At 69.1% G+C, this 16,922-nt stretch carries 18 protein-coding genes and 1 pseudogene; 8 read left to right on the top strand and 11 right to left on the bottom strand.

The features are described from left to right. The first annotated feature begins 38 nt into the window (after positions 1 to 38). The 3 genes from pnuC to ABZX02_RS27090 are packed head-to-tail and all read left to right on the top strand — an operon-like array spanning position 39 to position 3,032. On the top strand, positions 39 to 611 hold the full coding sequence (gene pnuC, locus ABZX02_RS27100; RefSeq protein WP_355301946.1) for a nicotinamide riboside transporter PnuC: 573 nt from the start codon (positions 39 to 41) through the stop codon (positions 609 to 611). Next, positions 608 to 1,669, top strand: a complete 1,062-nt coding sequence (locus ABZX02_RS27095; protein ID WP_355301944.1) for an AAA family ATPase — start codon at positions 608 to 610, stop codon at positions 1,667 to 1,669. Before pnuC ends, ABZX02_RS27095 begins: the two co-directional genes overlap by 4 nt. Beyond that, complete coding sequence (locus tag ABZX02_RS27090) at positions 1,647 to 3,032, top strand: YibE/F family protein (protein WP_355301942.1); 1,386 nt, start codon at positions 1,647 to 1,649, stop codon at positions 3,030 to 3,032. The genes ABZX02_RS27095 and ABZX02_RS27090 overlap by 23 nt, the downstream gene beginning before the upstream one ends. Here the strand turns inward: ABZX02_RS27090 and ABZX02_RS27085 are convergent. Beyond that, a complete protein-coding gene (locus ABZX02_RS27085) occupies positions 2,953 to 3,306 on the bottom strand; it encodes a DUF1304 domain-containing protein (RefSeq protein WP_355301940.1) in 354 nt (117 codons plus the stop codon). The two genes, ABZX02_RS27090 and ABZX02_RS27085, sit on opposite strands and share 80 nt — an antisense overlap. Before the next feature lie 46 nt (positions 3,307 to 3,352). Here ABZX02_RS27085 and ABZX02_RS27080 point away from each other — a divergent pair, with 46 nt between their 5' ends. Continuing rightward, on the top strand, positions 3,353 to 4,189 hold the full coding sequence (locus tag ABZX02_RS27080) for a fused MFS/spermidine synthase (protein WP_355301938.1): 837 nt from the start codon (positions 3,353 to 3,355) through the stop codon (positions 4,187 to 4,189). 210 nt (positions 4,190 to 4,399) lie between these two features. Here the strand turns inward: ABZX02_RS27080 and ABZX02_RS27075 are convergent, their stop codons facing one another. The 3 genes and pseudogenes from ABZX02_RS27075 to ABZX02_RS27065 all read right to left on the bottom strand — a co-directional run bounded on the left by ABZX02_RS27075 (position 4,400) and on the right by ABZX02_RS27065 (position 7,055). Continuing rightward, positions 4,400 to 5,026 (bottom strand): hypothetical protein, encoded by a 627-nt coding sequence (locus ABZX02_RS27075; protein ID WP_355301936.1) that lies wholly within the window; start codon positions 5,024 to 5,026, stop codon positions 4,400 to 4,402. 80 nt (positions 5,027 to 5,106) lie between these two features. After that, positions 5,107 to 6,363, bottom strand: a pseudogene (gene hisS, locus ABZX02_RS27070) (histidine--tRNA ligase); the annotation flags it as partial. Further along, the gene (locus ABZX02_RS27065) at positions 6,360 to 7,055 is read right to left on the bottom strand and encodes an MBL fold metallo-hydrolase (RefSeq protein ID WP_355301934.1); all 696 of its coding nucleotides are present in this window, start codon (positions 7,053 to 7,055) and stop codon (positions 6,360 to 6,362) included. The gene ABZX02_RS27065 and the pseudogene hisS, both read right to left, overlap by 4 nt. Before the next feature lie 114 nt (positions 7,056 to 7,169). Between ABZX02_RS27065 and ABZX02_RS27060 the strand changes: the two genes are divergently transcribed. Beyond that, positions 7,170 to 8,027, top strand: coding sequence for a peptidylprolyl isomerase (locus tag ABZX02_RS27060; protein ID WP_355301932.1), 858 nt, complete (start codon positions 7,170 to 7,172; stop codon positions 8,025 to 8,027). A gap of 93 nt (positions 8,028 to 8,120) precedes the next feature. On the opposite strand, the gene ABZX02_RS27055 is transcribed toward ABZX02_RS27060, so the two are convergent. The 3 genes from ABZX02_RS27055 to ABZX02_RS27045 all read right to left on the bottom strand — a co-directional run bounded on the left by ABZX02_RS27055 (position 8,121) and on the right by ABZX02_RS27045 (position 11,534). Next, a complete protein-coding gene (locus ABZX02_RS27055; protein ID WP_355301930.1) occupies positions 8,121 to 10,412 on the bottom strand; it encodes a bifunctional (p)ppGpp synthetase/guanosine-3',5'-bis(diphosphate) 3'-pyrophosphohydrolase in 2,292 nt (763 codons plus the stop codon). Positions 10,413 to 10,528: 116 nt separating this feature from the next. Continuing rightward, complete coding sequence (locus ABZX02_RS27050) at positions 10,529 to 10,705, bottom strand: DUF397 domain-containing protein (RefSeq protein ID WP_355301928.1); 177 nt, start codon at positions 10,703 to 10,705, stop codon at positions 10,529 to 10,531. Next, positions 10,680 to 11,534, bottom strand: a complete 855-nt coding sequence (locus ABZX02_RS27045) for a helix-turn-helix transcriptional regulator (protein ID WP_355301926.1) — start codon at positions 11,532 to 11,534, stop codon at positions 10,680 to 10,682. The genes ABZX02_RS27050 and ABZX02_RS27045 overlap by 26 nt, the downstream gene beginning before the upstream one ends. Before the next feature lie 334 nt (positions 11,535 to 11,868). Here ABZX02_RS27045 and ABZX02_RS27040 point away from each other — a divergent pair, with 334 nt between their 5' ends. From ABZX02_RS27040 to ABZX02_RS27030, 3 genes are all read left to right on the top strand, one after another. Continuing rightward, entirely contained in the window at positions 11,869 to 12,144 is a 276-nt protein-coding gene (locus ABZX02_RS27040) for a hypothetical protein (RefSeq protein ID WP_355301924.1), read from the top strand. 94 nt (positions 12,145 to 12,238) lie between these two features. After that, entirely contained in the window at positions 12,239 to 12,580 is a 342-nt protein-coding gene (locus ABZX02_RS27035) for a hypothetical protein (RefSeq protein ID WP_355301922.1), read from the top strand. A 12-nt stretch (positions 12,581 to 12,592) separates the two neighbouring features. Continuing rightward, positions 12,593 to 12,874 carry a hypothetical protein gene (locus ABZX02_RS27030; RefSeq protein WP_355301920.1) on the top strand — a complete coding sequence of 94 codons (282 nt, stop codon included), beginning with the start codon at positions 12,593 to 12,595 and terminating at the stop codon, positions 12,872 to 12,874. Positions 12,875 to 12,949: 75 nt separating this feature from the next. On the opposite strand, the gene ABZX02_RS27025 is transcribed toward ABZX02_RS27030, so the two are convergent. From ABZX02_RS27025 to yajC, 4 genes are all read right to left on the bottom strand, one after another. After that, positions 12,950 to 13,468, bottom strand: a complete 519-nt coding sequence (locus ABZX02_RS27025) for an adenine phosphoribosyltransferase (protein WP_355301918.1) — start codon at positions 13,466 to 13,468, stop codon at positions 12,950 to 12,952. Beyond that, entirely contained in the window at positions 13,465 to 14,616 is a 1,152-nt protein-coding gene (secF, locus tag ABZX02_RS27020; RefSeq protein WP_355301916.1) for a protein translocase subunit SecF, read from the bottom strand. Before secF ends, ABZX02_RS27025 begins: the two co-directional genes overlap by 4 nt. 1 nt (position 14,617) lies before the next feature. Further along, on the bottom strand, positions 14,618 to 16,414 hold the full coding sequence (gene secD / locus ABZX02_RS27015) for a protein translocase subunit SecD (RefSeq protein ID WP_355301914.1): 1,797 nt from the start codon (positions 16,412 to 16,414) through the stop codon (positions 14,618 to 14,620). A gap of 129 nt (positions 16,415 to 16,543) precedes the next feature. After that, positions 16,544 to 16,918, bottom strand: coding sequence for a preprotein translocase subunit YajC (gene yajC / locus ABZX02_RS27010; RefSeq protein WP_355301912.1), 375 nt, complete (start codon positions 16,916 to 16,918; stop codon positions 16,544 to 16,546). Positions 16,919 to 16,922 lie beyond the last annotated feature (4 nt).

Here is a 16,922-nt window from a genome sequence, read left to right as displayed (position 1 = left end):
ATTCGAACACATGTTCGAACAGCGGTCAAGGAGAACGCGTGTCACCCATTGAGGTAGCAGGCTTCGTCACCGGCGCACTGTGCGTGTGGCTGGTCGCCCGCCAGAACCCGTGGAACTGGCCCATCGGGATCGCCAACAACATCGCGTTCCTCGTGCTGTTCTGGGGCAGCGGCCTCTACGCCGACTCCGGCCTGCAGATCGTCTACATGGCACTCGCGGTCTACGGCTGGTGGGCGTGGGTGCGCGGCGGTGAGCAGCACTCGGTGCTGCACGTCAGCCGCACCACGACGCCCCAGTGGATCTGGCTCGCGGTGACCGGCGTGCTCGGAACGGCGCTGCTGCACTGGGTCCTGGTCACGTTCACCGAGTCGACCGTGCCGTTCTGGGACGCCATCACGACGGTGCTGTCGCTGCTCGCGACGTGGGGCCAGGCCCGCAAGAAGGTGGAGTGCTGGTGGCTGTGGATCGCCGCGGACGTGATCTACGTCCCGCTCTACGCCTACAAGGAGCTGTACCTGACCGCCGTGTTGTACGTGGGGTTCATGGTGCTGTGCGTGCTGGGGTTGCGGAACTGGCTGAAGGACCTGAAGAGCAACGAGGTGCCCGCGTGAAGGAGTTCGGCCACGCGCTGGTGCTCGGCAAGTTCTACCCACCGCACAACGGCCACCACCACCTCGTCGAGACGGCGGCCTCCCGCAGCGACCGCACGACCGTCACCGTGCTCGCCGCGTCGCACGAGACCATCCCGCTCGACGACCGGGTGCGCTGGCTGACCGAGACCCACCGCGACACCCCGGGCGTCCGGATCGTCGGCGACCTCGACGACCACCCGATGGACTTCGACTCCGACGAGATCTGGGAGCTGCACGTCGCCCTGACCCGCGCGGTGCTGGCCCGGCGCGCCATCGCCGACGGCGACCCGGCCGGCGCGCGCGTCGACGTCGTGTTCTCCAGCGAGAAGTACGGCGACGAACTGGCCCGCAGGCTCGGCGCCCAGCACGTCCTCGTCGACCTCGACCGCCTGACGCACCCGGTCTCCGGCACGGCGGTGCGCACCGATCCCGTCGCGAACTGGCACCACCTCGCGCCCGCGACCCAGCGCGGCCTGGGCCGCAAGGTCGTGGTCCTGGGAGCGGAGAGCACCGGCACGACCACGCTGTCGCGGCAGCTCGCGGACCACTTCGGAGCGCCCTGGATCCCCGAGTACGGCCGCGAGCACACCGAGCACAAGCTCACCGCCGCACGGTCGTTCTCGCCGGACGCCACCGTGGACGGTCTGGTGTGGACCCCGGGTGACTTCGAAGACGTTGCCCGGGAACAGGAACGCCGCATTCGGGCCGAGACCGCGCCGCTGGTGGTCGCGGACAACGACGCGTTCGCCGCGACGGTCTGGGGCGAGCGCTACCTCGGTTTCCGGCCGGAGATCTTCCGCGGCTCCGCACCGGACCTGTACCTGCTGACCGACCACGTGGGTGTTCCGTTCGAACAGGACGGCTGGCGCGACGGCGAACACCTGCGCGAGTGGATGACCGCGCTGTTCGAACGGGAGCTCACCGCGCGTGGGGTGCCGTGGCTGAAGCTCACCGAGGACAGGTTCGAGGCGGCCATAACCGCCGTCGAACATCTCATGGGGCAGGATGTCGCGCGTGGGTCACGGTCACGGGCATAGCCACGCGCTGAGCGAGGAACCGGCGTCGCAGCGCGTGCGCACGTTGCTGATGTGGCTGCTGGTGCCGTTGGCGCTGGCCACGATCGTCGGCGTGGCGCTGCTGTACCCGTTCGGGGTGGAGCAGAAGACGGGCGCGGAGATCGGCCTGCACCAGACGCCGGTCGAGGCCGTCGTGACGGGCGTGGCGGAGAACTGCGGCGAGAAGTGCGTCGCGGTGACGGTGCGGATGACCGACGGCGCCGCGAGCGGGCAGAGCATCACGATCCCGAGCGTGAAGGGCCCGGGGGCACCGAGCTTCGGGCTGGGCGACGAGGTGGTGCTGTCCTACGCGGGCAGCCAGCCGCAGGCCGCCGAGTCGTACCAGATCGTCGACTTCCAGCGCGGCTGGTCGCTCGCCGTGCTGGCACTGCTGTTCGCGGCCGCCGTGCTGCTGCTCGGACGGTGGCAGGGCCTCGCCGCGCTCGGCGCGTTGCTGCTGAGCTTCGTGGTGCTGGTGCTGTTCATCATGCCGTCGATCCTGGCGGGCCAGAACCCGCTGATGGTCGCGGTGGTCGGCGCCGGACTGATCATGTTCGTGGTGCTGTACCTGACGCACGGCGTCTCGGCGCGCACGTCGACGGCCGTGCTCGGAACCCTGGTCAGCCTCGCGCTGATCGGCGTGCTGGGCGCGGTGTTCTCGGCGCTCGCGAGCCTGACCGGCATCGACGACGACACGACGAACCTGGTCACGCTGCTCGGCACGGAGATCGACACGCGCGGCCTGCTGCTCGCGGGCACCCTGATCGGCGCGCTGGGCGTGCTCGACGACGTGACGGTCACCCAGACCAGTGCGGTGTGGGAGCTCCGGCGGGCCAACGACAAGCTGACGTGGCGCGAGCTCTTCGCGGCGGGCTCGCGGATCGGGCGTGACCACATGTCGTCGGTCGTGAACACCCTCGTGATGGCCTACGCGGGCGCGGCGCTGCCGTTGCTGCTGGCGATCTCGCTGGCCGGGCGGTCGATGGGCGAGATCCTCACCGCGCAGCAGATCGCACAGGAAATCGTGCGGACCCTGGTCGGCAGCATCGGCCTGGTCGCGGCGATCCCGGTGACCACCGCCCTGGCCGCCCTGGTCGCGGTGCGCCAAGAGGTCGCCCCTCTAGCGGCTCCCGAGCCCGATCCCGAACCGGAGCCCGAGACCAGGACCGTGAAGCGCGCCGCGAAGCCCGTGAAACCACGGCCCGCGCGCATCGAGGGCGACCTCTTCACCGGCTACGACCCCGACAAGGGGCCGTGGGAACGCCCTAGCGAGCCAAGAGCACGAAGAGCAGCGCCAGCACGCCCGGCACCACCTGCACGAAGAAGATCTTCCGGCTCGCCGTGAACGTGCCGTAGACGCCGGCGACGATCACGAACACCGTGAAGAGCACGGACGCGCCGAAGTCCTGGCGGACGATCGCGTAGATCAGACCGGCGGCGAGGAACCCGTTGTAGAGACCCTGGTTCGCGGCGAGCGCCTTGGACGCCTGCGCGAACTCGGGCGTGAGGCCGAACGCCTTCTGCCCGCGCGGCGTCGTCCAGAGGAACATCTCCAGGACCACGATGTAGATGTGGATCAACGCCACGAGGGCGAGCAAAACGTTGGCGATGACCTGCACTTGGGTTCCTCCTCAGAGCTGACACACGCGGTGAGACAATAGAGCAGTGGGAAGACAACGGCCCGACACAGAGGCGATCACCGAGTCGATCGACTCCGGCGTCGCGGAGCTGGTCCCCGATCTGGGTGGGCGGAACTCCTGGACGTTGCGGGTCAACGGAACCCCACAGTCGCATGTGGACCTGGACGACCCGACCTACCTGGAGTTCGAGTACGTCCGCCGGCTGGGTCACATCGTCGATCTCACCGCACCCTCGCGTGTGCTCCACCTCGGTGGTGGCGCTCTCACGCTAGCGCGCTACGTGGCCGATCTACTCCCTCGCGCGTCTCAGCAGGTGGCCGAGATCGACGCGGGCCTGATCGCGTTCGTCCGCCGCGAGCTCCCGCCTCCCCCGCGCGTCCGCATCACGACCGGCGACGCCCGCACGGTGCTCGTGAAGGCGCGCCCCGGCTCGTTCGACCTGATCGTCACCGACTGCTTCGCCGGCGCCCGCACCCCCGCGCACCTGACGTCGGTGGAGTTCGTGCGCCAGGCGTCCGACGCGCTGGCCCCGGACGGCGTCTACACGGCGAACATCGGCGACGGCAACGGCCTGCAGTTCGCCCGCGCCCAGTGCGCGACCGTGCGCGCGGTGTTCGAGCACGTCTGCGTGCTGGCCGAACCGGGCGTGTTCCGCGGCAGGCGGTTCGGCAACTTCGTGATCATGGCCTCGCACACGGGGCTGCCGATGCAGCAGCTGACCCGCGCGACGGCCGGTGACCCGTTCCCTGGGCGGGTGGAGCACGGCACGGGGCTGACGAAGTTCATCGGGGGCGCGCCGGTGACGACGGACGCGACGGCGACCCTGTCCCCGGCGCCGCCTGCGGGGCTCTGGGGCACGTAGGGGCTCCCGCTCGCCGTCCCTGCCACCACGAGCCTGCCGCCGCGACTTCGGGCGCCTGAAACACCGCACGCCCGCCACCACAGCTCCGCGCCGCAACTTCGGCCGCCTCAAACGCCGAACGCCCGCCACCACAGCTCCGCACCGCGACTTCGGCCGCCTCAAACGCCGAACGCCCGCCGCGCGAGCGACGGGCGTTCCCAGCACACGTTCTCAGTCGAGCGACGTGACGAACTTCGACACGGCGTCCGGGTGCAGCTTCTGCGCCATCTTCCCGGCGGGCGCCAGCGACCCCAGCCGGTACAGCGGCCGTTCCGCCGCCGCCAGCCCGCGCGCCTCGGCCCGCAGCTGCGCGACGAGCAGCTCCGAGAACACCAGACCCGGCGTGTCGCCCCGGGCCGCCAGCGCGTCCGCGAGGCGGCGCAGCTGGTAGACGCCCATCTCGCGGCCGCCGGTGCCCTGGTACATCGACAGGGCGATGTTGATCGCCTTCTTGCCGCCGCGCACGAACAGGCCGACGGTCCGGGCTCCGCGCAGGTCCGTGACCAGCAGGTCGAGGCCGTCGGCCGTGGCCAGGTCGACCTTGCGCGTGCCGAACGCCCGCACGTGCACGGTCGTGCCCTCGAGCCAGACCGTGCGGCGCGCCTCGGAGATCGCCAGCAGGATCACCGGCAGCGACACGATCACCCCGGCGATCACGCCCGGCCAGCGGCCGCCGATCAGACCCACGATCGCGCCGAAGGCGAGGGCGACCATGATGCCGCCGATCGCCACCATGCGCGCCCGCTTGCGGACCGTCGTCCTGTCCAGCAGGTCGAGAACGAGCTTGTCGTCGCTCACGGGGTCTCTCGCACCGCCTCGGCTACGTCCGACGCCAGACCCTCGACGCCGCCCGGCACCGCGGCCACCAGCGCGGCGGTCTTCAGCGCGTCGCGCACCACCGACACCACGTCCGCCAGCCCCACCGTGACCTGCTCGCCGGTGGCGAGGGTCTTGATGCCGACGTTGCCGGCCTCGAGGTCGCGCTCGCCCAGCACCAGCGCGAGCTTCGCGCCGGACTTGTCGGCGGCCTTGAAGCCCGCCTTCATCGACCGGCCACCGTAGACCAGGTCGGTCCGCACGCCCGCGGCCCGCAGCTCGCCGGCGATCGCGACGAGCCTCGCCCGCGCGGCCTCGCCGAGCGGGACGCCGATCACGTCGACGCGGCTGAACTCCGGCAGCACGCCCTCCGCCTGCGCCGCGAGCAGCGCGCGGTCGACGCCGAGACCGAAGCCCACGCCGGACAGCTCCTGGCCGCCCAGCTGCGCCATCAGGCCGTCGTACCGGCCGCCGCCGCCGATGCCCGACTGGGCGCCGAGACCGTCGTGCACGAACTCGAACGTCGTCTTCGTGTAGTAGTCGAGACCGCGGACCATGCGCGGATTCTCGACGAACTTCACGCCCAGCTCGGTCAAGTACCCCTTGACGAGCTCGTAGTGCTCGCGGCACGCGTCGCACAGGTTGTCGACCATCAGCGGCGCCTCGGCGACCATCTCGCGCACCTCGGGGCGCTTGTCGTCGAGCACGCGCAGCGGGTTCAGCTCGGCGCGCTGGCGGGTCGCCTCGTCGAGCGGCAGGTCCGCGAGGAACGCCTGCAGCTTCTCCCGGTACGCGGGACGGCAGTTCGCGTCGCCCAGCGACGTGAGCTCCAGGCGGTAGCCGGTGAGGCCGATCGCGCGGAACCCGGCGTCGCCGACGGCGATGACCTCGGCGTCGAGCGCCGGGTCGTCGATGCCGATCGCCTCGATGCCGACCTGGTGGAACTGCCGGTACCGGCCCGCCTGCGGGGCCTCGGCGCGGAAGAACTGGCCCGCGTAGTAGAGCTTCGCCGGCAGCGAGCCGCGGTCGAGGCTGTGCTCGATCACGGCCCGCATCACGCCCGCGGTGCCCTCGGGCCGCAGCGTGATGGACCGCTCACCGCGGTCGAGGAAGGTGTACATCTCCTTCGTCACGACGTCGGTCGACTCGCCGACGCCACGCGCGAACAGCGCCGTGTCCTCGAAGACAGGCAGCTCGATGTAGCCGTAGCCCGCGAGCTCGGCCGCGCGGGTCAGCGTCGACCGGACGTGCGCGAACGCGGCGGACGTCGGCGGGATGTAGTCGGGAACGCCTTTGGGTGCGGAAAACACGTCTCTCAAAGTCCTCGGTGCGGGGCGGCCGGAGCATCCTGCAGTTGAAGCAGGTAAGGATTCGTCGCGCGCTCACGGCCTATGGTCGTCGTCGGGCCGTGGCCGGGCAGCACCACTGTGTCATCGGGCAAGGTCATGACCTTGCTCTGCAGAGACGACAGCATCGCGGAGTGGTCGCCACCCGGCAGGTCGGTGCGTCCGATGGAACCGGCGAAGAGCGTGTCACCCGAGAGCACCAGGCGACCGCCCTCCTGCACGCCGGACCGGAACATCACCGACCCGCCGGTATGGCCCGGCGTGTGGTCGACGGTGATCTTCAGGCCGGCCAGGTCCAGCTCGGCGCCGTCGGTCAGCTCGCGCACCTCGGAGGGCTCGCGCATCTCCAGGTTGCCCCCGAAGAACGCGGCCGACTCGCGGCTGACGCCCTTCAGCGGGTCGGAGAGCATCGCCACGTCGTCCGGGTGGATGTAGGCGGGGATGTCGTTGCCGTCGCAGACCGGGGTGACGGAGAACGTGTGGTCGAAGTGCCCGTGCGTGAGCAGCACGGCGACCGGCGCGAGGCGGTGCTTGCGCAAGGCCTGCTCGACCGGCTCGACCGCGTCCTGACCGGGATCGATGATCACGCAGGGCTCGCCCTCACCGGCCGCCAGGACGAAGCAGTTCGCCTGGAGCGCACCAGTCGGGAACCCGATCACGAGCACGAAAATGACCTCCCTGTTCAACCACAGCCTAACCACCACACAAAGCTCATATGCCCAGGCCCTAGACTCCCGAGCCGACCGCCCTATTCGCATGAGTCCCTGGGGAGGGAGCACGTGCCCACCAACGAGCAGCGACGCGCGAACGCCAAGCGCAAGCTTGAGCGTCAAATGGTCTACCGCCAGGAGCGGGCCAAGAAGCGTCGCATCATCGCCGTCGTGTCGACGGTCGTCGTTGTTGCGCTCGTTGGAGGTGGCGTGTGGTTCCTCGCGACCAACGACGTCTTCGGCAACGGTGACGCCGCCGCGTCGGAGACTCCGACCCAGGAGTCGGTGGACAAGGCGGAGAACATCCCCACCGAGCTGCACCAGGTCGCGAAGCGCCCCACTCCCCTGCCGGAGAAGGTGAGCTGCGAGTACACGAAGGGCCAGGAGCCGGCGGCCAAGGAGAACACGCCGCCCGCGAACGGCGAGCAGCCCGCCACCGGCACGGTCGGCGTCACGCTCGGCACCTCGATCGGTGACCTGAAGCTGAACCTGGACCGCTCGCTCGCGCCGTGCACCGTGCACAACTTCGTCGAGCTCGCGAAGCAGAAGTACTTCGACAACACGACCTGCCACCGCCTCACGGTGACCGGCATCCAGGTCCTGCAGTGCGGCGACCCCGGCGGCAACGGCATGGGCGGCCCCGGCTACGCGTTCAAGGACGAGACCTACCCGGAGCTCACCTACGGCCGCGGCGTGCTCGCCATGGCGAACTCGGGCCCGAACACCAACGGCTCGCAGTTCTTCATCGTCTACGGCGACGCCTCGGCCCTGAAGCCGGACTACACGGTGTTCGGCACGGTCGACGCCGAGTCGCTGAAGAAGGTCGACGAGGTCGCGAAGACCGGCACGATCTCGCAGCAGCCGGGCCAGGGCGACGGCAAGCCGAAGACGCCGGTCGACATCAAGTCGGCGTTGGTCGCGAACTAACTCCCGCGACGAGTTCTTCACAGCTAACTCTTGAAAAGGAACGGCCCCGGAACCGCGGTTCCGGGGCCGTTCTTTGTTTCTAGTCCGTGGCGCTTACGACGCCGACGTCACGCGGTAGACGTCGTAGACGCCCTCGACGCTGCGCACGGCCTTGAGCACGTGGCCGAGGTGCTTCGGGTCGCCCATCTCGAACGAGAACCGGCTGACGGCCACCCGGTCGCGCGACGTCGTCACCGACGCCGACAGGATGTTCACCCGCTCGTCCGCCAGCACCTTCGTGACGTCCGAGAGCAGACGGTGCCGGTCGAGCGCCTCCACCTGGATGGCGACCAGGAAGACGCTGGACGCGCTCGGCGCCCACTCGACGTCGAGGAGCCGTTCCGGCGACTTCAGCAGCTCGTCCGCGTTCGTGCAGTCGGTGCGGTGCACGGACACGCCGCCGCCGCGCGTCACGAAGCCGAGGATGTCGTCGCCCGGCACCGGGGTGCAGCAGCGGGCGAGCTTCACCCACACGTCGCCCGCGTCCTTGACGATCACGCCCGCGTCGCCGGTGGGGCGACGCCTCGTGACCGTGGACGGGGTGGCGCGGTCGGCCAGCTCCTCCTCGGCGTGGTCGACACCGCCGAGCTGGGCGACGAGCCGCTGCACGACGTGGCGGGCGCTGGTGTGGCCCTCGCCGACCGCCGCGTACAGCGCGCTCATGTCCGGGTAGTGCAGTTCCTTCGCAAGCGCCTGCATCGAGTCGACCGAGACCAGGCGCTGGATCGGGAGCCCGACGCGCCGGACCTCCTTGGTGATCGCGTCCTTGCCCTGCTCGATCGCCTCTTCCTTGCGCTCCTTGGCGAACCACTGCTTGATCTTCGCCTTGGCGCGCGGGGACGCCACGAAGCTCAGCCAGTCGCGGGACGGCCCCGCACCCTCCGCCTTGGAGGTGAAGATCTCGACGACCTCGCCGTTCTCGAGCTTGCGCTCCAGGGCGACCAGCCGGCCGTTGACGCGGGCGCCGATGCAGCGGTGCCCCACCTCGGTGTGCACGGCGTAGGCGAAGTCGACGGGCGTGGACCCCGTCGGCAACGTCTCGACGTCACCCTTGGGGGTGAACACGAAGATCTCGCGCGCCGCGAGGTCCCAGCGCAGCCCCTCGAGGAACTCGCCGGGGTCCGCGGCTTCCCGCTGCCAGTCGAGGAGCTGACGCATCCACGCCATCTCGTCGATCTCGACGGACTTGCCGTTGTGCGTGCCCTTGGTCTCCTTGTAGCGCCAGTGCGCCGCGATGCCGTACTCGGCCCGCTGGTGCATCTCGTGGGTGCGGATCTGCACCTCGAGGGGCTTGCCGTCGGGACCGATGACGGTCGTGTGCAGCGACTGGTACACGCCGAACCGGGGCTGCGCGATGTAGTCCTTGAACCGGCCCGGCATCGGCTGCCAGGCGGCGTGCACGACGCCCATCGCGGCGTAGCAGTCGCGCACCTCGTCCACGAGGATCCGGACGCCCACCAGGTCGTGGATGTCGTCGAAGTCCCGCCCGCGGACGATCATCTTCTGGTTGATCGAGTAGTAGTGCTTCGGCCGCCCCTCGACCTTCGCGACGATCCGCGCGCTCTCGAGCTGCGTGTTCAGCTCGTCGACCACGGACCGCAGGTACGTGTCGCGACTCGGCGCGCGCTTCGCGACCAGGCGGACGATCTCGTCGTACTTCTTCGGCTGCAGGATCGCGAACGCCAGGTCCTCGAGCTCCCACTTGACCGTCGCCATGCCCAGCCGGTGGGCGAGCGGCGCGAGCACCTCGAGCGTTTCACGGGCCTTGCGGGCCTGCTTCTCCGGCGGCAGGAACCGCATGGTGCGCATGTTGTGCAGCCGGTCGGCGAGCTTGATGACCAGGACCCGCGGGTCCTTCGCCATCGCGATGACCATCTTGCGGATGGTCTCGGCCTCGGCCGCTGCCCCCAGCTTGACCTTGTCGAGCTTCGTGACGCCGTCGACCAGCCGGGCGACCTCCTCGCCGAAGTCCTCCTTGAGCTGGTTGAGCGAGTAGTCGGTGTCTTCCACGGTGTCGTGCAGCAGCGCGGCCACCAGCGTCGTGGTGTCCATGCCCAGCTCGGCGAGGATCGTCGCCACGGCGAGCGGGTGGGTGATGTACGGGTCGCCGGACTTGCGGCGCTGCGGGCGGTGCTTCTCCTCGGCGACGTCGTACGCGTGCTGCAGAAGCGCCAGATCGGCCTTGGGATGGAGGTCACGGTGCACGGCGGCGAGAGGTTCGAGGACCTGCTTCACCGGGGCCGCACGTTGGGCGGTGATGCGCCGCGCCAGGCGGGCGCGCACACGCCGGGTAGCCGACGGTTGAACAACCGTCGCAGCGGGTTCGGTGTCTTGACTCAACCCCACGCTCCTCGGGTCTCGCGAGTACCGAGGATAACGCGTTTACGATGCGGAAACTTCCGATGGCGCGCTGAGCGGCACAGCTCACACGGTGAACGCGCCCCGGACTTTTGTTGGGCCGATCAGGCGACGCTCACCACGAAGGCCCGCCACGCCTGAATCGAGAAGACCAGGGCGGCACCTCCCGCGGCCTTCGAGTCACGCACGAGAGCGTCGTGGGCGACCGACACCTCCACGCACGCGCTCTCGATCGTGTCGTTGCTGTAGGAGCTCTTACGCCAGGTCCGTTCGCGGCTCATCGAGATCCTCCCGGAGTCCGCTGACGTAGTTCGCCAGCAAGCTCCGCGATTGTCCCTCATCCAAGGCGCGCGCATCCAACCACTGGAAGAACTCACGGCTGTCCCGGATGGAGGCGCCGTCGTGCGAGAACACCTGCCCCAGCGCGGTCTCGCCGTACGCGAGGGGCGCGTGTTTCTCGAAGCTGAACAACATCCGCGCCGACTGCCGCATCGGCGCCGTCCCCGCCGAGATCGGCACGATCCGCAGCACGTGCGTGTGGAACAGCAGGCGCAGGTACTGCTCTTCCATCAAACGGGCATCACCCACCTTCAGCCGCAAGGCCAGCTCGTGCACGTAGAAGCGGCACTCCGGCGGGTTGTGCCTCCGCAGGACCGCCTGGCGTTCGGTGCGCAGCCGCACGCCCTTGTCGATGTCGTCCGCGGCGACCCGGCCGCCGTCGACGAAGAGCGCCCGCGCGTACTCCGGCAGCTGCACCAGGCCCGGCACCGTGTGCACGTCGTAGGTGGTGATGCGCTGCGCCTGGGCCTCGGCCAGCGCGAGGGTGCGCAGGTTGTCCGGCACCGTCACCACGTACGGGTCGAACGCGTAGCGGTAGCGGGCGCGGAAGGCCTCGAAGTGGTCCGTGTCCCGGCCGCACATCATCAGGTACTGCACCAGGTCGATCTCGCTCGCACGCGCCTTGCCCTTCTCGATGTTGGAGACCTTGCTCGGGTCCCAGCCGAGCTGCTCCGCGAACGCGTGGCCCGTCAGCCCGCTGAACTTCTCGCGGAGGCGCCGCAACTCGTCGCCCAGGTCGCGGCTGTAGGCGGTGGAGGTGATCGCAGTCATTCGTCCGACCGTAGACATTGACCCTCCTCCACGAACCAGCTCGTCCGGGTGAAATTAAGGATCTCGCACCTCATCCGGCTTTCCGGAAATCGGCGGTTCGGTTCGCTCATGCGTTCGACAGTACCGCACGATCTCGCCGAAAAGCCACGTCAGCGGTCACACGATCGGGCGAATGCCGTGGACATCTGGCCATAGGTGTCGTTAGCGCTCAACCAGCTAAAAGCCTCGCACGCGGCTATGAACGCAACTCGCAAAAATTGCCACGAAACATTTCTGACGACGGCCGCCCAGCCCCCGAAATCGGCGCGGCACCGCGCCTGACAGACTCGCTCGGGTGAGGACTTTGCTCTGGTGCGCCGCCATGACGTTCGTGTGGCTCGGCACGATGGCGTACCTGGCCCTCGACGACCCCGGCCACATCGACCCGCGGTCGATCATCGGCAGCGCCGTCGGCTGGGTGGTGGCGACGACGCTGAGCTGGCTGCTCCTGCGGCGCGCGAAGGCACCGAAGCTGTGGGAGATCGCGGTCGTGACGGCGCCGGCGTCGTTGGTGACGCTCGTGTTCGTGAGCGTCGGGGCGGCGTTCGTGGCTCCTCCGCCACTCGCCTGAAAACGCGACACTTGTTCCAAGTCACGGTGACGCGGCGGTAGCGGAACTGGCATGATCGGTCACTCGACGTGAACGAGGTCTGGGGGGACCGCTCATGTTTCCTGCACCGCCACCGTCCACTCCCGCCGCGCAGCGGGGCACGCCGTTCCTGCACTGCGTCGCGGGCGCGTCGATCTGGTTCTTCGCCGCCGTCACGGTTCAGGTCATCGTCGGGCTGAGGACCGGCTACGGCCTGGACGGGCTCGGGAGCGGCGTCGCCGGCGACGTCGTCGTGTGGATGCTCACCTCGTTCGTGACCTGGCTCATCGCGTCGAGGGTCCGGATCAAGCCGTGGGTGCTGATCTTCCTGTCGCTGCCGGTCTACGTCCTGCTGACGATCCTCATCACCATCGTCCTGGTCGTGGTGGGCGTCGGGTTCCAGCTCGTGTTCCGCTGAGAGACTGGCCGCATGCACTCACACCGGCCGATCTGGCACTGCCTGACGTTCGCGGGCATCTGGTACGCCGCGATCGTCGTGCTGAACCTCGTCACCACCGGAGGTGACGAGGGTGCCCGTGCGGCGATGCTCGGGGTGGTGCCGTGGCTCGGCGCGTCCGCCGCGCTGATGCGGGTCGGGCACGGCGACATGAAGGCCTGGCGGCTGGTCCTGCTCGCCCTGCCGATCTTCTACTTCCTGTGGGCCATCACCGTCGTGGTCGCCTACCGGTTCATCGTGCCGGTGGCGGGGTGAGGACGGCCCAGAAACAAAAGTCGACCTGCTCACCGAACGCGGCGAGCAGGTCGACCTCAGTGGAACACCAAGCAGTTACACGGTCAGCAGAGCACTGACCTCGCGGCCCGCGAGCCGCGAGCGGCCCTCCAGCGCGGCGATCTCCAGCAGCACCGACACACCGGTCACGATGCCACCGGCACGTTCGATCAGCGTGCACGCGGCCTCGGCGGTGCCTCCGGTCGCGAGCACGTCGTCCACCACGACCACGCGCTGGCCCGGCTGAATGGTGTCGGCGGGCAACTCCAGGGACGCCTCGCCGTACTCGAGCGCGTAGGACACCGAGTCGGCGACGACCGGGAGCTTGCCCGGCTTGCGCAGCGGCACGACGCCGTAGCGCCAGCCGTAGCCCAGAGCAGCACCCAGGAGAAATCCGCGCGACTCGATGGCGGCGATCACCTGGGTGCTGTCGTCGATCTTGTCCTGGAGGGCGTCGACCACGGCGCGCAAGGCGTCGGGGTCGGTGAGAACCGGCGTGAAGTCCCGGAAGACGACCCCCGGCTGGGGGAAGTCCGGGACCTCACGCAGCAGTTCCAGTGCACGATCCAGTTTCAACGCTGGCGCTTCCCGGTCGGACGGCGGCGCGCGTCGGCTGCCTTGGCGGTGCGGTGGGGCACCGACGCGGCGGCGGCGTACGCCTCCTCCTTGCGCAGGTCGGCGGCGAGGGCGTCCTCGTCGACCGACTCGATGCCCTCGGCGACCTGCGGGCCCGTGGCCTTGGCGCGGCGGGCGGCCACGCGCTTGGCCTGCGCGATGTACTTCGGGTCGCGCATCTTCAGGTCCACCAGCACCGGGGTGGCGATGAAGATCGAGGACAGGGCACCGATGAACATGCCGACGAGCTGCACGAGCGCCAGGTCCTGCAGGGTGCCGACACCCAGGATGCCGACGCCGACGACCAGCAGGCCGATGACCGGGAGCAGTGCGATCAGCGAGGTGTTGATCGAGCGCATCAGGGTCTGGTTGAGCGCCAGGTTCGACGCCTCGGCGTACGTGCGGCGGGTCAGGCCCAGCAGGCCTCGGGTGTTCTCCTTGACCTTGTCGAACACGACGACCGTGTCGTACAGGGAGAAGCCGAGGATGGTGAGCAGACCGATGACCGTCGCCGGCGTCACCTCGAAGCCGATGAGCGAGTACACGCCCGCGGTGATGATGACGTCGTGGAACACGGCGACGAGCGCGCCGACGGCCATCTGCCACTCGAAGTAGAGCACCAGGAAGATCGTCACCGCGACGAAGAACCAGAACAGGGCCCACAGGGCCTTGCCGCTGATCTCACCACCCCAGGACGCGGAGACGGCGCTGTCGGAGATCGCCGACTGGCCGCCCTGCGGCTGGGTGTCGGCGGCGAGCGCGGCCTTGAGGGTCGCGACCTCGGCGACGTTCAGCGCCGGGGACTTGAGCTGGATCGTCGCGCTGGCGCCGGAACCGACGGCCTGCACGGCGTTCGGCTTCTTGCCGGGCAGGGCCTTGGCGTAGGCGTCTTCGACGGCCTGCGTCGAGATGGTCTGGCCGCTCGCCGACACGGACGGCAGCGAGATCTTGGTGCCGCCCTCGAAGTCGATGCCGAGGTTGAACCCCTTGAACACCATGGAGCCGATGCAGACCAGCAGGATGATGCCGGAGACGATGTACCAGCGGGTGCGCTTGCCGACGATGTCGAAGGCGCCGTTGCCCACATAAAGACGCGAGAACACGCTCATGTCAGGCCTCCTTCACGGCGGTCGTCTTGCCGGTCGTGGCGGCGCGGTGTGCGGCACCCTCGCGGGCGGCACCGCCCAGGCCGGACAGGCTCGGGTTGGACAGGAACTTGGACTTCGAGGCCATCGCGACCAGCGGGTGCGTCACGAGGAACACGACCACGAGGTCGAGGACCGTCGACATGCCCAGGGTGAACGCGAAGCCCTTCACCTGGCCGACCGCGATCACGTACAGCACGGCGGCGGCGATGAAGCTGACCGCGTCGGCCGAGAGGATCGTGCGGCGCGAACGGACCCATGCGCGCGGGACGGCCGAACGGAACGAACGGCCTTCTCGCACTTCGTCTTTCAGTCGTTCGAAGAAGACGATGAACGAGTCCGCTGTGATACCGATGGCGACGATGAAGCCCGCGATGCCGGCGAGGTCGAGCGTGAAGCCGATGACGCGGCCGAGCAGCACCAGCACGGCGTAGATGACGACCGCGGACAGCGCGAGCGACAGGATCGTCAGGATGCCGAGCAGGCGGTAGTAGAAGAGGCAGTACACGAAGACCAGCGCGAGGCCGATGCCGCCGGCGATGAGACCCGCCTTGAGCGACTGCAGGCCGAGCGTCGGGGAGACCGTCTGCGCCTCGGACGAGTCGAAGGACAGCGGCAGCGCGCCGTACTTCAGCGTGTTCGCGAGGTTCGTGGCTTCCTTCAGCGTGAACTTGCCGCTGATCTCGGTGGAGCCACCGGAGATGGCCGACTGGATGGTCGGCGCGGACATGACCTCGCCGTCGAGCACGACCGCGACGGCCTGCTGGACGTTGGCCGCGGTGAACGAGCCCCACTTCGTGCCGCCCTCGGACTTGAAGTCGAGGTTGACGACGTAGCCGGTGCCGTTCGGGTTGGCGTTCGCGGCGGCGTTGCTGATGTCCTCACCGGTCAGGCGGGAGTAGTTCGAGAAGTCGTCGGCCTTGGTCTGGGTGTCCTCCTTGGGAGGGTTGACCGGGGCCAGCGTGTACTTGAACTCACCCTTCTCGTCACAGGTGACGAGAGGCTTGTCGAGGTCGTCGTTGCCGCGCAACGGGTCGGCCTTCGTGCAGTCGAGCATGAGCGCGGCCTGCTGCAGGACCTGCGGGTCCGTGGACTGGCGCAGCGCCTTGGCCTCCTGGATCTCCTTCGCGACCTTCGGGTCGACGTTGGAGGGGGCGGACGGCGTGGTCGGGGCGGCGCTGCTCGACGGCGCGGCACTGCTCGACGGCGGCGTGCTGGACGGCTGCGCGGCCAGGTTCGGCGCGGGACGGCCCTGCGGGGCACCGCTCGAGGGCGGGGCCTGGCCGGCGCTCTGGCTCGGCGGCGCCGACGGAGGCGTGCTCGCGCCGCTCGACGGCGGGGTGCTCGACGAGGTCTCGGTCGGGTTCGGCGCGGCACCGGCGGGCACCGGCTGGCCGATGACCTTGCGGAACGCGAGGCGAGCGGTCTGGCCGAGGCCCTTCGCGCCTTCGCTGTCCGCGCCCGGGACCGTGATCACCAGGTTGTTGCCGTCTCGCACGACCTCGGCACCGGAGACGCCGAGACCGTTCACGCGGACCTCGATGAGGTCACGTGCGCGGTTGAGCGCTTCCTCGCTGGGTTGGGCTCCGTCTTCCTGACGCGCGGTCAGCGTGACGAGCGTGCCACCCTGCAGGTCGATTCCGAGCTTGGGTTTGGCCGAACCGTTCCCGGTCAAAAAGACCAGGGCGTAGAGCGCGACCACGATGAGGACAAAACTCGCCAGATACTTCGCAGGGCGAATTTGCCCGGCCGGAGGTGCCACGATCCGTCCGTCTCCTAGTAGCGATGGTTTCCGAGCGCGCAGCGTAACGCGCGCCAGGTGAGCTGCGCGTCACTACCTGGAGTTGGCGGTGTTCACAGTTGCCAACTCCAGGTGTCACGATCCTGTTGGTTACTTCTTGGCGTTGTGGTCCAGGGGCTCGGCGACCTGTGCGGTGGTCACCTCGGCCTTGTCCTCGGTCTTGTCCGCGGCGACGACCTCGTCCTCGTCGTCCTTGTCCACGACGACGGCCTCGTCGGTCTCCGCCACCTTCTCGCGGATCGCGGCACGCAGCCAGCGGGTGACGACACCCTCGGAGATCTCGATGTCGATCGTGGTGTCGTGGCTCGCGTCGGCGACGGTGCCGTACAGACCCGAGGTCGTCATGACCTTGTCGCCCGGGGCGAGAGAGCTCTGCAGCTGCTGCTGCTCGGCCATCGCCCGCTTCTGCTTGCGCGCGCTGAGGAACAGCGGCACCGCGAGCAGAACCAGAAGCAACGGGAACATCAAA

This window comes from Lentzea sp. NPDC003310 (genome assembly GCF_040610935.1).
GTDB lineage: Bacteria > Actinomycetota > Actinomycetes > Mycobacteriales > Pseudonocardiaceae > Lentzea.
This window is presented reverse-complemented; position numbering and strand designations above follow the sequence as displayed.

Bases quoted from the DNA above. Each gene is read 5' to 3' on its own strand.
- ABZX02_RS27030 (WP_355301920.1), top strand. From the start codon at position 12,593: ATGCACTCACACCGGCCGATCTGGCACTGCCTGACGTTCGCGGGCATC.
- ABZX02_RS27050 (WP_355301928.1), bottom strand. From the start codon at position 10,705: ATGAGCCGCGAACGGACCTGGCGTAAGAGCTCCTACAGCAACGACACG.
- ABZX02_RS27045 (WP_355301926.1), bottom strand. From the start codon at position 11,534: ATGACTGCGATCACCTCCACCGCCTACAGCCGCGACCTGGGCGACGAG.
- ABZX02_RS27035 (WP_355301922.1), top strand. From the start codon at position 12,239: ATGTTTCCTGCACCGCCACCGTCCACTCCCGCCGCGCAGCGGGGCACG.
- yajC (WP_355301912.1), bottom strand. From the start codon at position 16,918: ATGTTCCCGTTGCTTCTGGTTCTGCTCGCGGTGCCGCTGTTCCTCAGC.
- secF (WP_355301916.1), bottom strand. From the start codon at position 14,616: ATGAGCGTGTTCTCGCGTCTTTATGTGGGCAACGGCGCCTTCGACATC.